Genomic DNA, 13,714 nt, shown 5'->3' with positions numbered 1-13,714 from the left:
TATGCAAAGGGCCCGGCCGGCATTAATGGAAGGTGTTATGATTGAATACAATTAAACTATCCGGTATTGTCAAAGAAAGCGTGGTGGACGGGCCTGGCTTCCGCTTGGTGATATTCACTCAGGGCTGTCCCCGGCACTGCCCGGGGTGTCATAATCCTGATTTGATACCGGCAAGCGGTGGCAGGGAAATGACCCCCCGTGAAGTGTTGCAATTAATCAAGCAAAACATTACACCGCTGACCGGTGGTATTACCTTCAGCGGTGGCGATCCTTTGATGCAGGCGGATGCGCTTACCGAAACACTGCAACTGGTGCGCCAAGAGTATCCGCAGTACAGCATTTGGGTATACACAGGATATACTTTTGAAGAAATCAAAAACTGGCCGGTGTTACAGTATATTGATGTGCTGGTGGACGGCCCTTATGAGGAAGACAGGCGGGATATTTCCTTGGCCTTCAGGGGATCGTCAAACCAGCGCCTCATAAACGTACCGGCTTCTATGGGCGGCAAGGTGCAGTGCCTGACCATTCCTTAGTCTGTAAGCCGAACGGTATTGCCCGCCCTGCAACAGGCACTATTCTCCAGTAATCATAATGGCACTTTTCCTCCTTTCGGCACATAAAATGTGTAAAGGTAAATAAGCGAAAGGAGGGATTTTAATTGACATATACAGTACAACCCGGTGATACACTGGCATCCATCGCTTATCGTCACGGTACCACCGTACAGCAGTTGGTTGAACTGAATAACATTGCTAATCCCAATTATATCTGGGTAGGGCAAAGAATCGAAGTTCCCAATGATGACGGCACCGTTGGCCAAACAGGTGGGGGAGGAAACACGGGGGGGGACCCATCCGCCAGTAGAATAGTCGATGGCTTGCGCTATACCATTAGCACCGATCGTACCCGCTACCAGCGTGGGGATCGGGTTCGTATAACCTTTACCAAGTGCAATGTTTCTAGGAATATCATCAGGTTGCGCTATAATACAGGTCAGCGCTACGATTTTGTGGCATTGCGCGACGGCCGGGAAGTGTGGCGCTGGTCAGATGATCAATTTTTTACTCAGGCTGCCGGTACGGAAGTGCTGCGACCAGGGGAGTGCCGTACCTACAGTGCCACCTGGGACCTGCGCAATAAGCAGGGTAACTTTGTAGCCCTCGATGATTTTACCATCCGGGCCTTTAATGTCGCCCGGACTTTAAGCGGCCAGTCCGTGCAAACTAATATCCAGGTGGTTCGTGCAGTTGAGCCATCGCCACCTCCCCAGCAACCTTGCCCTAAGACCAATATGCTGTCCGATCCGAGCATTGAAAGGTGGTTGGACAGAAATACACCCAGAACCTGGTCGGGAAACAATGTAGTACGATCTACAGCCGCCCATTCCGGAAATTATGCTGCGGAGTTGGGCAGGGACTCCGGACGCCAGGCAGTGCTTTCACAGACCGTGGATGCTGAACCTAACCGCATATACCAGATTACTTTTTGGGGTATGGAGAATGTACGGCCCGGGCGAACGGCCAATTTCGTATTGGAAGTGGAAATATTTATCTACGACAGTGCCGGGCGGTTAATCGGCAGGGTGGATCCAGCCTATAATCCCGGCAGCCTACCTAATAATACCTACCAGCAGTTCACCTTCACTTCCGGGGTGCTGCCGTCACGCACCGACCGCGCGGAACTGCGCTTTGTGTTCCGGCCTCGCACCAGTAATGACAACACGGTAATCATTGATGATGTGGTGATGACTTGCGTACGTTAAACTCCTTTGTTAATAAGCCAAAGGCAGCCGGTAATAATACGGCTGCCTTTATACATACATGGCATGTCATGTGTTAGCCCTGATTGCTTATGATATATTGCTTCAGTGGCCGCAGGTGCTGCAATTGGAGGAACTGCAGGTACTACAGCCACCACCGCCACCACTGCTTCCGCCGGTAAACGGATCGTTGGATCCTTTCTTGCAAAAGCCCGACATAACCCTCTGGGGAGCTTGGGCCGAACAAGCGGGGCATTGCATATTAGCACCGTTCTCACCCATGGTGCATAATTTTTCAAAACGGTGCCCGCATTTATGACAACGGAATTCGTATATCGGCATTCCATACACTCCTTTCTTTTATTAATTTATGGCGTAAGGCTTGTACTGTCAAGGGGGATTGGGCGTTTTTTTCATTATGTTTAAATTGGCTGTGCAGCTTAAATAAGGATGAATACTTTTTTCGTTGTTTTTTGCAGGGATTATAGGCCGAAAAGTGAAATAGTTAATTAAATTGTTACCTTTACAAAGATAGATATTTAATAATTAATAGCGGGAGGCCAAAAATGCGGATAACTTTTTACGGTGCGGCGCAGACTGTTACCGGTTCGTGCCATCTTGTGGAGGCAGCCAACAAAAAAATAATGATTGATTGCGGTATGTTTCAAGGTCACCGGCTATCTCGTGAGCGTAACTACCTACCTTTTTCCGTGATACCCCAAACAGTTGATTATTTATTGATTACCCACGCTCATATTGATCACAGTGGCCTGGTACCCAAATTGTACAAACACGGGTTCAGAGGGCGGGCACTGGCCACCGGGGCTACCGTGGACTTGTTGGAAGTATTGCTGCCCGACAGTGGGCATATACAGGAAATGGAGGTGGCCCGCTTAAACCGCAAGGCTATGCGGGCAGGCAAAAAATTACTCGATCCCATTTATACAGCTGAGGATGCCTTTGATTGTGTAAAAAAAATTGAGCAAGCTAAATATAATCAAATCATTAGCTTGGATGAAAATATTAAAGTTCGTTTTGTGGATGCCGGTCATATACTGGGTTCATCAATACTGGAGCTGTGGGTGCGTGAGGGGACCAAGCAAACCAAGCTGGTGTTTAGTGGGGATTTGGGGTCTGTAGGCAAGCCCTTTGTTAAAGACCCTGCAGTCATAGAAGAAGCGGATTATCTGGTGATGGAATGTACTTATGGTGACAGGCTCCACCGCGATAAAGAAAACCGGCTGGAAAAGCTGCGTACGGTAATAAAGGAAACTTATGATAAAGGTGGCAACTTGATTATCCCTGCTTTTGCCGTGGAACGCACCCAGGATTTACTTTATGACATTAACTTATTGCTGGTTAAGGGCCAGCTGCCCCCTATACAAGTATATATAGACAGTCCCATGGCGGTGGCTGCCACTGAAGTTTTTAAAAGGCATTACGAACATTTTGATCAAGAAACCAGCCGGCTGATATCAGAGGGGGAAAACCCGCTAACCATGTCGGTTTTACAATTATCCCGCACAGTAGAAGAATCAAGGGCGCTGAATGAAATACAGGGCGGTGCCATTATACTGTCGGCCAGTGGTATGTGTGATGCCGGGCGCATTAAGCACCATTTAAAACATAACCTGTGGCGACCCGAGAGCACCGTGCTGTTTGTGGGTTACCAGGCTCCCGGTACCAAGGGGCAGCGGCTGCTCAGCGGGGTGCCTTCCATTCGTATACACGGTGAAGAAGTAGCTGTGCGGGCGGATATCAGATCCATCGATGGTTACTCTTCCCATGCCGACCAGCAGGAATTACTCGACTGGATGAATGCTTATAAACAAAAGCCCGGCCGGGTTTTGTTGGTGCACGGTGATCCCGAAGCGCTGGCAGTCATGGAAAAGCTGGCACCGGAAAAAACCGGGATTGATGCTTACGCCCCAGCCTGGCAGGAAACCATAGAACTAACACCTGGAGTTGTTTTCAGCGCTGAGGAACTACAAAGAGCCTATCATGCCGTGGCGGCAAGAATGGATGGTTTTATGCAGTCCACACCCAGCCGGAGCGATTTAGAACAGGTAATGGAGCAGTTTAAACAATTGGAGTTCCTGCTTGATAAAGTTTCCAAAACAGGCCAGTAAGGTTATATGAAAGGAAACTGTGTAAATGCATGGTGGTTTTAAGCTGAATAGGTGTGATGGCCTGACTTACTTAACCGTGCCTTCCTTTGCTGCCACAGGGCTGGTGGCGCATGCTTTCACCACCCGTTTGGGCGGAATTAGTAAGCCACCCTATCATTCCCTGAACCTGGGGCTGCATGTCGGGGATGACCCCCGTAGCGTAGTGGCTAACCGGCAGCGGATCTGCAAAGTTTTGGGTGCCGGTACCGGCTGTCTGGTGGCGGGGCAGCAGGTGCATGGTGACCGGGTAATCACCGTGAATGCAGTCCATGCCGGTAAAGGGTCCACATCCGAGGAGAGTGCCCTGCCCGACGTGGATGCCCTGGTGACCGGTGAGCCATCCGTGCTGCTTTCCAGTTATTATGCTGACTGTGTGCCACTGTTGTTTTTAGATCCTGTACGCCGGGTGGTTGCTCTGGCCCATGCTGGCTGGAAAGGTACGGTACTGGGCATTGGTGCTGCAACAGTGCATCATATGGTGGAAAAACACGGCAGCAGGGCCGAAGATATTTTAGCGGCGGTGGGTCCGGCCATCGGGCCTTGCTGTTACGAAGTGGATACATCCGTTATGGAAGCAGTTTGGAAGTGTTTACCCGTCGGACCAGTGCCGGCCCGCCCCGGACGGGAGGGCCACTGGTGGCTGGATCTGCCCGCAATAAACCGCCGCTTGCTGCTGATGGCGGGGGTGCGGCCTGAAAATATCACCATGGCTAAACTATGCACCGCCTGCCGGGATGATTTATTTTTTTCATATCGTCAACAAAATGGTCGCACCGGGCGGATGGGCTCTTTAATTATGTTGAAATAACGCTGTAATAAGCTGACCGGGGGATGATGGAAGTACCTAGAATACTTGTTGTAGATGATGAAAAAAATATTGTTGAATTAATTAAATTTAACCTGGAGCGGGAGGGCTATCAAGTAATTGCGGCCTATGATGGCCAGGAAGCGGTCAATGAGGCCCAGTCCAAGGCGCCTGATCTGATTATATTGGATGTCATGCTGCCCCGGATGGATGGGCTTGAGGTTTGCCGCCAGCTGAATCATGACCCTAATACAAGGGATATACCCATTATCATGCTCAGTGCCAGAGGGGATGAACTGGACAAAATACTGGGTCTGGAAATTGGAGCTGATGATTATGTCACCAAGCCCTTCAGTCCCCGAGAACTGGTGGCCCGAGTCAAGGCCCGGTTGCGCCGGCTGCAGACCAGTCACGATAAAAAAGTCCGGGAGACTAAAGCTTCAAGGAAGGTGCTGGGGCGACTGATCATCGACGAGGAACGTTTTGAAGTGCTGGTGGACGGCGAACGCCAGGAGCTCACCCCTAAGGAATTTGAACTGTTGCGCTTTCTAGCCGGCGAACCGGGCAAAGTCTTTTCCCGGGACCATCTTCTGGAAAAAATTTGGGGCTATGACTTTGCAGGTGATTCCCGCACCGTAGATGTGCATATACGACACTTAAGGCAAAAGATGGAAAAGTACGATGGTATGCAGCAATATATCGAGACAGTGCGTGGTGTGGGTTACCGTTTCAAGGAGGTGCCCGTGGATTGATAAATCGTTTTTTCCAGGGGATTAGCTGGCCTCCGGTGGCCAGTTATTTTTTTATGTTGCTGGTTTTTTTTGCTATTTTACAGTTATATGACATGAAAAAAATTAGTATTGGTTCTGCAATTAGCGTGTTTCTATTGCTGGCTATGGTGCTTGCCTGGTTGCTTTACCGCCGGGTAATTCAGCCGCTCAATGAAATAACCAGTGTTTCGCAAGAAATTGCCCGGGGTAACCTTGACCGGCAAATTAACATCTTTACCCGGGACGAGATAGGAGATTTAGCAAGAAACATAAATGACATGGCCGCTCATCTGCGGGCAACCATTGATGAGATTACGGAGCAAAAAAACCGTGCCCAGACAATATTAAATAGCATGGACGACTGTTTGATAGCGGTGGACCGGGAAGGATATATAACCATGGTTAACCCGGTTATTGAGACAATGTTCGGGGTAACCCGGGCGGAGTGTGTGGGTAAAAAAATTCTGGAGGTAATTCGCAATTATGATTTAGATCATATATTAAATAGGGTGCAAGTCTGCCAAAAACCGCTGACCCGGGAAATTAAAGTCCTCGCCCCAGAGCTGCGCATTTTTCGCTTGCATATCACGCCCTTGCACGGCAGCGGGCAGGGTGGCGCGGTGGTGTTTTTGCGTGACATCACCGAGCGCAGGAATATGGAGCAAATGCGCAGCGAATTTGTGGCCAACGTTTCCCATGAACTGAGAACGCCGCTTACCTCCATCCATGGTTTTGTGGAGACATTATTGGAAAGTGGCACCGATGATCCAGAAATGACCAGGCATTTTTTAGAGATTATTGCCGATGAAACCACGCGTCTGGCCAAGCTGGTGGAAGAACTGCTGGATCTGTCCAGAATAGAGGAGCGCCGGGTGGTGTACCGCTGGCAGCGGGTAAAAATAGATGAATTACTGGACCGGGCTCTGGCGGTGTGTGGTACTTATGCCGAAGAAAAACAAGTGGCCATTAAAGCTAATCTGTCTCCTCGCCTGCCACCCCTGTATGGAGATCCCGATATGCTGGCTCAGGTACTGATTAATCTTATGGAAAATGCTATTAAACATACTCCACCGAGGGGCAGCGTGACGATCAGCACCTCATTATATGGTGATGAGTTCAGGTTGGACGTGGCTGATACTGGCGCGGGCATACCGCCGGACAGTCTGCCTCGGATTTTTGAGCGGTTTTACCGGGTGGAAAAGGCCCGCTCCAGGGAAATGGGCGGTACCGGATTGGGGTTGGCCATTGTTAAACATATTATTAAAGGGCACGGGGGGCGGATAGAAGTAAAAAGCGCTGTTGGTAAGGGTACCACCTTTTCAATTTTTTTGCCCATGGAAATCCAATCGAATAATTAGTCGCGTGTTGCAGACTATGGTACCCCGCCGGGAAACCGTCCAGTGATGTTTTAAGTCATGTATGTGCCGTTTTAATAAAAAGTTAACAGTTGCCTAACACATATCTAATTAACGCCTGTTACAATTATAAGATCATTCAATTGTATTAAGTTTTTGATGTTATGGGGTTACATCATAATGAACAGTAAAGTATCAGTGCATAAATTAAATTTATTCTATAAAGATTTTCAAGCCCTGCGTGATATTAACATGGAGGTTCCGGCTCATTTGGTAACCGCCCTGATCGGACCGTCTGGCTGCGGCAAATCCACGTTTTTGCGCACTTTAAACCGCATGAACGACTTGTATAAGGGCGTGCGGGTGCAGGGTCGAGTTTTGCTTGATGGCATGGATATATACGGTGAAAAGTGTGACGTAGTCAACTTGCGTAAAAAAGTGGGGATGGTATTTCAAAAGCCTAACCCTTTTCCCATGTCCATATATGATAATGTAGCTTTTGGACCTCGCATCCACGGTATCAAAAATCGCAAGAAGTTAGATGAAATTGTGGAAATGAGTTTGCGTGCGGCAGCACTATGGGATGAGGTGTCGGATCGCTTGCGCCAGGGAGCCCTGGGACTGTCCGGGGGGCAGCAGCAGCGCCTGTGCATTGCCCGGCTATTGGCAGTAGAACCCGAGGTGCTGTTGATGGATGAGCCCACCTCAGCTTTGGATCCAATGGCAACGCTGAAGGTGGAAGAGCTAATCCAGGTGTTAAAGCAGGACTATACCATTGTCATTGTGACCCATAATATGCAGCAGGCGGCCAGGGTTTCCGACTATACCGCGTTTTTCCTAACCGGTGATTTAGTGGAGTACGGTGCTACCGGCGATATCTTTACCACACCTAAGGAACAGCGTACTGAAGATTATATAACGGGGCGTTTTGGCTAAAACAGGGGGAATATGCATGATAGCCAGATCCAACTTTGACAGAACCTTAAAAGAAATACAGCAGGATATTCTTCGCCTGGGCAGCCTGGTGGAACAAGCGGTATATGATTCGGTACAGGCGCTGGTTAAACAGGACATAGCCCTGGCGGCCCAGATAATCATGGGAGATGAAATGATTGACGAACTATACCTGGAAATTGAAGATAAATGTGTCAAAGTAATTGCTACTCAGCATCCCATGGCCCGGGATTTGCGTATAGCCGTAACGGGTATTAAGATATTGCTTAGCCTGGAACGCATGGGTGACCACTGTGTAGACATTGCTAGGGCCACCATGTGCCTGTCCGGCCATCCTTTTACCGTACGGCCCGTGCAATATATACCCGAAATGGCTGATATTGTGCAGCAGATGGTTAAAGATGGGTTGGACGCCTATGTTAAAAGGGACGTTCATAAAGCCATCGATATGTGTGCAATGGACGATGAAGTGGATTTTATTTTTAATCGCATATTTCGTGAGATAATTAGCTGTATGAAAGAAGAACCGGGCAATGTATACCAGTCTGCCTATTTACTATACGTGAGCAGGTATATAGAACGAATTGCCGACCACGCCACCAATATTGGCGAGGCCGTTATCTACCTGGTGACCGGTGAGAGGCGGGAGTTGAATTAAATATTTAAGGCAAAAAGAACAGTGCCGGTAGAATAAATGCTTTGATGCATACTGGCTATTGTATGTTGTATACTTTAGAAATAACTTTAGCTATTTTGGGCCCCTAGGGGTCGTTTTTTTATTTATCAAGCAGGAAATTTTGGTTTTACGGGGTAGTTAATAATATATGCCAATTTAGGTAAGGATATGATTGAACAAATCATTCATGCAAAAATCCTTTTGCTGTGTTGTGTAATCAGGAAGTTATTACGAATTAGTTATGCAACAGTAATTAAATTGTTTTTGGTTCTAATTAAATAGCTAAAGGGGGGACAGTGTGGGCAAATACAGAGTGCGTTCCAGCCGGTTTATCCCTGTACTGTTTGTATTGGTTTGCGGGGTGGGATTAACCTTTTGGGGTGCTTGGAGCACACTGGCCTGGGCGAAAAACAATGTGCTGCTGCATTTGCTCGATGTACAATCCCTGGTTCAGGATGAAATTAGGGAAACCCGGGCTGTTGAGGGTTTGCTGGTCAAACATGAAGAGCTGGTTAAAACGCCGGTGGCCGGACAGCTGCGCCTGCTGGTGAAAGATGGCGATCGATTACGCACAGGGGCGCTGCTGGCTGAGATAAGTGGTATTGCAGATCAAAAGATTTGGAGCCCCACGGCGGGCATTTTTTGTACACACCTTGATAATTTGGAGAACTTATTAATACCCGGTATGATAGATGTACTGGATATTACAGCGGTTAAAAAAATAAGCAGCAGCGTACCGCCGATATCGGATGAAGTGGCTGGTGGACAAATTCTTGGTAAAGTGGTGGATAATCTACAGCCGCTTATAGTTTTCATCCAGGCGGAAAATTTGGATGACTCTGTGGTCCACTCATTAAAAAAGGATACAGCGGTGACCCTGCTATGGAAAGATCAGGTACTGACTGGGAAGATCACCCAAGTAAGCGTTATCGATACTGATATAAGCATGTTCATAGAATTATCCAGTTACCCGGAAAGTTACATTCATGAGCGGTGGGTACAGCTTGATTTGGTTACCCGGCGAGTGACAGGCTGGCTGGTGCCTGCAGAGTCGATAGTTTTTAAAGAAGGTAAACCGGGCCTTTATGTAGTGTCCAAGCAAGTTATTCGCTGGATACCTGTTGCGGTGCTGGACCGTTTGCAGGATATGGTCGCTGTTAGTGGTGATACATTGAGCAGCTCGACACATTATATAAAAAACCCCGGTTGGGCTCGGGAGGGTAGCCGGCTGGATTAGGAGTGATTCGATGGGAATACGGGAAAACCTGCAGCAGGTAAGGGAAAAAGTGCGTTTAGCGGCAGCCCGGGCCGGACGGGATTTACAGCAAATTAAAATAATAGCCGTGACCAAAAGAGTTGAGGTATCCCGGATGCGGGAAGTTGTACAACAGAGTATTGTCGACCTGGGTGAAAACCGGGTGCAGGAACTGATTGATAAAATCAATGCTTTGCCTGCTGATATAAACTGGCATATGATTGGCCACTTGCAGACAAACAAGGTAAAATATATAGTGGGGCGGGTGAATTTAATTCATTCCCTGGATAGCTGGAGCCTGGCCGAGGAAATCCACCGGCGTGCTGTTAATCTTGAGGTGACAACCAGGGTGCTGGTTCAGGTTAATACCTCCGGGGAAAAAACCAAGTATGGTATATCCCCCGAAGAATTAGCCGATTTCCTGGCGGCACTGCGTGATTTACCTCAGATATCAGTACAAGGGTTAATGACTATTGCTCCTTATGCCCAAAACCCCGAAGAAGTGCGTCCTTATTTCAGGGAACTGCGGTTGCTGGCCACAGCGCACAACCTGGAACACCTTTCCATGGGTATGACCAATGATTTCGAAGTGGCGGTGGAAGAAGGCGCCGATATGCTTCGCCTGGGTACGGCGATCTTTGGCTCCCGTGCAAATTAAATAAGGTAAATATGAGTGAAAGGGACGGTGGGTGAGTTTGGCAAGGTTTGTGGATAGAGTGCTTAATTTTATGGGTTTTGAAGAAGAACAGGAAGAAAATAGAGAGCAGGAGATTAGCGCCATTGAAGAAGAAAAAACTATTATTCAGAAACCCAAGAAAAACAAGGGCCAGGTAGTTGGCCTCCATACCCAGCGGCAAATGCGGGTTTCGGTGGTTGAACCCAATGGCTTTGACGATGTGCAGAGCATAGCTGATAATCTTAAAAGCCGCCGGTCTGTAATAGTTAATTTAGAGCAGGCTGACCCCGAGCTGGCCAAGCGGGTGGTGGATTTTGTAAGCGGTGCTACTTACGCACTGGACGGCAGTATGCAAAAAGTGAGCAAGGGTGTTTTTCTGTTTGTACCCAGTAATGTAGATATAGATGTTGATGTAAAGGAGCAAATTAAAGAGAAGGGTATTATGAACTGGATGAAGTAAACAGGGAAGGATTGTTTAAGATGTTGCTGGATGGAAAAAAGATCGGCTTTATCGGTGGGGGGGCTATGGCTGAGGCGTTGATTTCCGGATTGATCAGTGCAGGGTTGGTTTCGCCGCAGCAGATACTGGTCAGTGACTTGAGTGAGCAGCGCAGAACCCACCTGGCGGATAAATTTGCAGTTGAGGTGTCTAACGCCAACAATACAGTAGTTACTGGTGCTGATATAGTAATTTTGGCAGTAAAACCTTTTGTCATGAGTGAGATACTGGAAGACACGGGCAGCTATTTCTGTCCCGAACATACCATAGTCTCCATCGCTGCGGGTATTACCACCATATACATAGAAAGATTTCTAACGGGCCAGTTGCCGGTGGTACGGGCTATGCCCAACACGCCTGCACTTTTGGGTGCGGGGGCCACGGCAGTATGCTGTGGCCGGTGGGCTGGGGACCGGCACAGAGATCTGGCTCTGACTATATTCGGCGCGGTGGGCCGGGCGGTACCTGTGCCTGAAAAATTAATGGACGCAGTTACTGGACTTAGCGGCAGTGGTCCGGCATATATGTATATTATAGCCGAGGCGCTGGCAGACGCCGGGGTGCGCATGGGGCTGCCGAGGGACGTAGCGCTGACACTGGCTTCGCAAACAATGCTGGGTGCCGCCAGGATGATACTGGAAACGGGTCGCCATCCGGGAGTGCTAAAAGACATGGTTACTACTCCCGGGGGTACCACCATTGAAGGATTGTTTGCTCTGGAAGAAGGAGGCATAAGGGCCGCGCTGTACCGGGCGGTGGAAAAAGCTTGTCGGCGTTCCAGTCAGCAGTCCGGGGATAACAAATAACCAAACGGGGTGACTTATGGACATTGGTGTTACAACGATAATCTACTACGCCATTGAGGTATATACCTGGTTGATTTTTATTCGCATTATTTTATCCTGGATCAGGGTGAACCCCTATCAACCTGTGGTCAGGTTTATCTATGAGACCACTGAACCTTTTCTGGGCTTTTTCAGGAGACTGATTCCTCCGATGGGAATGATTGACTTTTCCCCCATTGTTGCCTTTATTGCCCTGCAGTTATTAGCTACAATACTCATCAGACTGCTACATTCAATTGGTATTTATTAGGCGAATGAGCCTGCAATGACGCGGTTAACGGGGGTGAATATCATACACCTGGATAAATTGCAGAGCATGGTAACTAATCCTGAGGACAGGGAGATACTGGCTCGGGCCATGGACCTGGCTGAAGTGGCCGGCAAAAGTCACCGGCCCCAGGTAACCGACTTTTACGATCCCTATCGCTGCGCAATGATTGCCCGGGCTATGGGATACCTCCCTGACCTGGCGGTGGTGGTGGACGGTGGTTATCCCGCGGCGGAAAGGTCGCGGGTTTTAATTTTCCCTGATTACATGTTTGCCGGGGATGTGGATACCGGGCTATCCTTTCTGGCGGTGAAGGGCAGCTTTCGCTTTAACACTGTTACTCACCGGGACTACCTGGGGGCGCTGCTGGGTCTGGGCTTGCGCAGGGAAAAACTGGGGGATATTCTGGTGGGTGAAGATGGTGCCCAGCTCGTCGTTGCTGCAGAAGTGGTCGATTTTATCAAAATGGGGCTAACCGGGGTGGGCCGGGTTAGGGTTACCGTACATGAAATAAACCGGGCGGAAGTTAAGCCGCCGGCTCGGGATTACCGCGAAATCAAGGTTACGGTGCAGTCATTGCGTCTGGATGCGGTGGCGGCCCACGGTTTCGGCCTGTCCAGGACCAAAATGGCCGGTGAGATTGCGGCCGGTAAGATATACCTTAACTGGCGCCTTTGTCTTGATCCTTCCGCGCCGGTGCGCCCCGGTGATATGATTTCCGCACGGGGTCGGGGCCGTGTGGCTGTGGAACAAACCGGCGGGCAGACTAAAAAAGGTCGTACCAACCTACTGCTGCACCGCTATGGTTCTAACCGATGATGTGGTGCCGAACTACCAACACATTTTTGATCAGGCTTCTAGAATGTTAAACTAAATGCATCACTCTTTGGCCGTGAGGGATGAATAGTTTTAGTAAATCCGATCGGAGGTGCCGCAAATGCTCACTCCTCTGGATATTCAGAAAAAAGAGTTCAAACGCTCCTTTCGAGGTTATAATGAGGAAGAAGTGGACAAGTTCCTTGACCAGTTGGTACAAAGTTATGAGACCCTGTATATGGAAAACCAGTCCTTGAAAGAAAAACTGGAGACCAGTGAAGCAACCATAGCGCGTTATCTGGAAATGGAGAAAATTATTAAAGATGCCGTGATTATGGCACAGAAAAATGCCGATGACTTGCAGCGCAACGCCCGGCAGGAGGCCGAGTTGCAGCTGGAAAATGCCCGTTTGCGGGCAGAGAAAATTATTGGTGATGCCGAGGAAAAGGCGGCCCGGGCTATTCAGGAAGCACGGGAGCGGGCGCGGTATCGCATTGAGGAAGCCGAAGACAGGGTTAAGAACGTCATGGAGGAATACCGTTTTTTAAACAAGCAGATTCAAATGTTCCGGGTTAAATTCCGATCTTTTCTGGATGCCCAGATAAGCTTGCTGGACGGTCAGGAAGAAGATGCCAGGGAATCTATGAATGGTTGGGAGCCTGGTTGGTTGGAAGCGGCCGCGAGTTCAGCCAATAACGATGCCGGTGCCGGTGCCGTCGCTGAGAGGCCGGGTATAATGCTGCAGTCCCAGCCCGATGCCGCTGGCGGCGAGGCCGGGGTGGAGGAAAAAGACGGGGCTGATTAGTGTATCAGTTAGGTAGATGTACATAGCATATATATCGCACAAAGTTATTAATATTTCACA

Annotated in this window: 16 protein-coding genes; 15 read left to right on the top strand and 1 reads right to left on the bottom strand. The window is 49.0% G+C overall.

Annotated elements, in window-relative coordinates; all coding sequences use genetic code 11:
* The first annotated feature begins 41 nt into the window (after positions 1-41).
* Together nrdG and DESGI_RS23300 are read left to right on the top strand one after the other, a co-directional pair.
* Positions 42-536 carry an anaerobic ribonucleoside-triphosphate reductase activating protein gene (gene nrdG, locus DESGI_RS17255; protein WP_015617999.1) on the top strand — a complete coding sequence of 165 codons (495 nt, stop codon included), beginning with the start codon at positions 42-44 and terminating at the stop codon, positions 534-536.
* 125 nt (positions 537-661) lie between these two features.
* Positions 662-1,765: a BsuPI-related putative proteinase inhibitor gene (locus DESGI_RS23300; protein ID WP_006520344.1), complete on the top strand. Its 1,104-nt coding sequence runs from the start codon at positions 662-664 to the stop codon at positions 1,763-1,765.
* 102 nt (positions 1,766-1,867) lie between these two features.
* On the opposite strand, the gene DESGI_RS17245 is transcribed toward DESGI_RS23300, so the two are convergent.
* Positions 1,868-2,104, bottom strand: coding sequence for an FmdB family zinc ribbon protein (locus DESGI_RS17245; RefSeq protein ID WP_006520343.1), 237 nt, complete (start codon positions 2,102-2,104; stop codon positions 1,868-1,870).
* Between the two features lie 224 nt (positions 2,105-2,328).
* Between DESGI_RS17245 and DESGI_RS17240 the strand changes: the two genes are divergently transcribed.
* The 13 genes from DESGI_RS17240 to DESGI_RS17180 all read left to right on the top strand — a co-directional run bounded on the left by DESGI_RS17240 (position 2,329) and on the right by DESGI_RS17180 (position 13,654).
* On the top strand, positions 2,329-3,891 hold the full coding sequence (locus DESGI_RS17240) for an MBL fold metallo-hydrolase RNA specificity domain-containing protein (RefSeq protein WP_006520342.1): 1,563 nt from the start codon (positions 2,329-2,331) through the stop codon (positions 3,889-3,891).
* A 25-nt stretch (positions 3,892-3,916) separates the two neighbouring features.
* The gene (gene pgeF / locus DESGI_RS17235; RefSeq protein WP_006520341.1) at positions 3,917-4,738 is read left to right on the top strand and encodes a peptidoglycan editing factor PgeF; all 822 of its coding nucleotides are present in this window, start codon (positions 3,917-3,919) and stop codon (positions 4,736-4,738) included.
* A gap of 26 nt (positions 4,739-4,764) precedes the next feature.
* The gene (locus DESGI_RS17230; protein WP_006520340.1) at positions 4,765-5,487 is read left to right on the top strand and encodes a response regulator; all 723 of its coding nucleotides are present in this window, start codon (positions 4,765-4,767) and stop codon (positions 5,485-5,487) included.
* On the top strand, positions 5,484-6,863 hold the full coding sequence (pnpS, locus tag DESGI_RS17225; RefSeq protein ID WP_006520339.1) for a two-component system histidine kinase PnpS: 1,380 nt from the start codon (positions 5,484-5,486) through the stop codon (positions 6,861-6,863). The genes DESGI_RS17230 and pnpS overlap by 4 nt, the downstream gene beginning before the upstream one ends.
* Before the next feature lie 177 nt (positions 6,864-7,040).
* Positions 7,041-7,796: a phosphate ABC transporter ATP-binding protein PstB gene (pstB, locus tag DESGI_RS17220; RefSeq protein WP_006520338.1), complete on the top strand. Its 756-nt coding sequence runs from the start codon at positions 7,041-7,043 to the stop codon at positions 7,794-7,796.
* Between the two features lie 16 nt (positions 7,797-7,812).
* Complete coding sequence (gene phoU / locus DESGI_RS17215) at positions 7,813-8,472, top strand: phosphate signaling complex protein PhoU (RefSeq protein WP_006520337.1); 660 nt, start codon at positions 7,813-7,815, stop codon at positions 8,470-8,472.
* Between the two features lie 316 nt (positions 8,473-8,788).
* Positions 8,789-9,727: a biotin/lipoyl attachment domain-containing protein gene (locus DESGI_RS17210; RefSeq protein WP_006520336.1), complete on the top strand. Its 939-nt coding sequence runs from the start codon at positions 8,789-8,791 to the stop codon at positions 9,725-9,727.
* A gap of 10 nt (positions 9,728-9,737) precedes the next feature.
* The gene (locus DESGI_RS17205) at positions 9,738-10,403 is read left to right on the top strand and encodes a YggS family pyridoxal phosphate-dependent enzyme (protein WP_006520335.1); all 666 of its coding nucleotides are present in this window, start codon (positions 9,738-9,740) and stop codon (positions 10,401-10,403) included.
* A gap of 37 nt (positions 10,404-10,440) precedes the next feature.
* Positions 10,441-10,881, top strand: coding sequence for a cell division protein SepF (locus DESGI_RS17200; RefSeq protein ID WP_006520334.1), 441 nt, complete (start codon positions 10,441-10,443; stop codon positions 10,879-10,881).
* Between the two features lie 20 nt (positions 10,882-10,901).
* Positions 10,902-11,726 (top strand): pyrroline-5-carboxylate reductase, encoded by an 825-nt coding sequence (proC, locus tag DESGI_RS17195; RefSeq protein WP_006520333.1) that lies wholly within the window; start codon positions 10,902-10,904, stop codon positions 11,724-11,726.
* A 16-nt stretch (positions 11,727-11,742) separates the two neighbouring features.
* The gene (locus DESGI_RS17190) at positions 11,743-12,015 is read left to right on the top strand and encodes a YggT family protein (protein WP_006520332.1); all 273 of its coding nucleotides are present in this window, start codon (positions 11,743-11,745) and stop codon (positions 12,013-12,015) included.
* Positions 12,016-12,030: 15 nt separating this feature from the next.
* Positions 12,031-12,852 carry a YlmH family RNA-binding protein gene (locus DESGI_RS17185; protein ID WP_006520331.1) on the top strand — a complete coding sequence of 274 codons (822 nt, stop codon included), beginning with the start codon at positions 12,031-12,033 and terminating at the stop codon, positions 12,850-12,852.
* Positions 12,853-12,970: 118 nt separating this feature from the next.
* Positions 12,971-13,654 carry a DivIVA domain-containing protein gene (locus DESGI_RS17180; RefSeq protein WP_006520330.1) on the top strand — a complete coding sequence of 228 codons (684 nt, stop codon included), beginning with the start codon at positions 12,971-12,973 and terminating at the stop codon, positions 13,652-13,654.
* The last annotated feature ends 60 nt before the right edge of the window (positions 13,655-13,714 follow it).

The sequence above is a fragment of the Desulfoscipio gibsoniae DSM 7213 genome, from assembly GCF_000233715.2.
GTDB lineage: Bacteria > Bacillota > Desulfotomaculia > Desulfotomaculales > Desulfallaceae > Sporotomaculum > Sporotomaculum gibsoniae.
The sequence above is the reverse complement of the archived record's forward strand: the minus strand, read 5'-3'. Positions and strand labels throughout refer to the sequence as shown.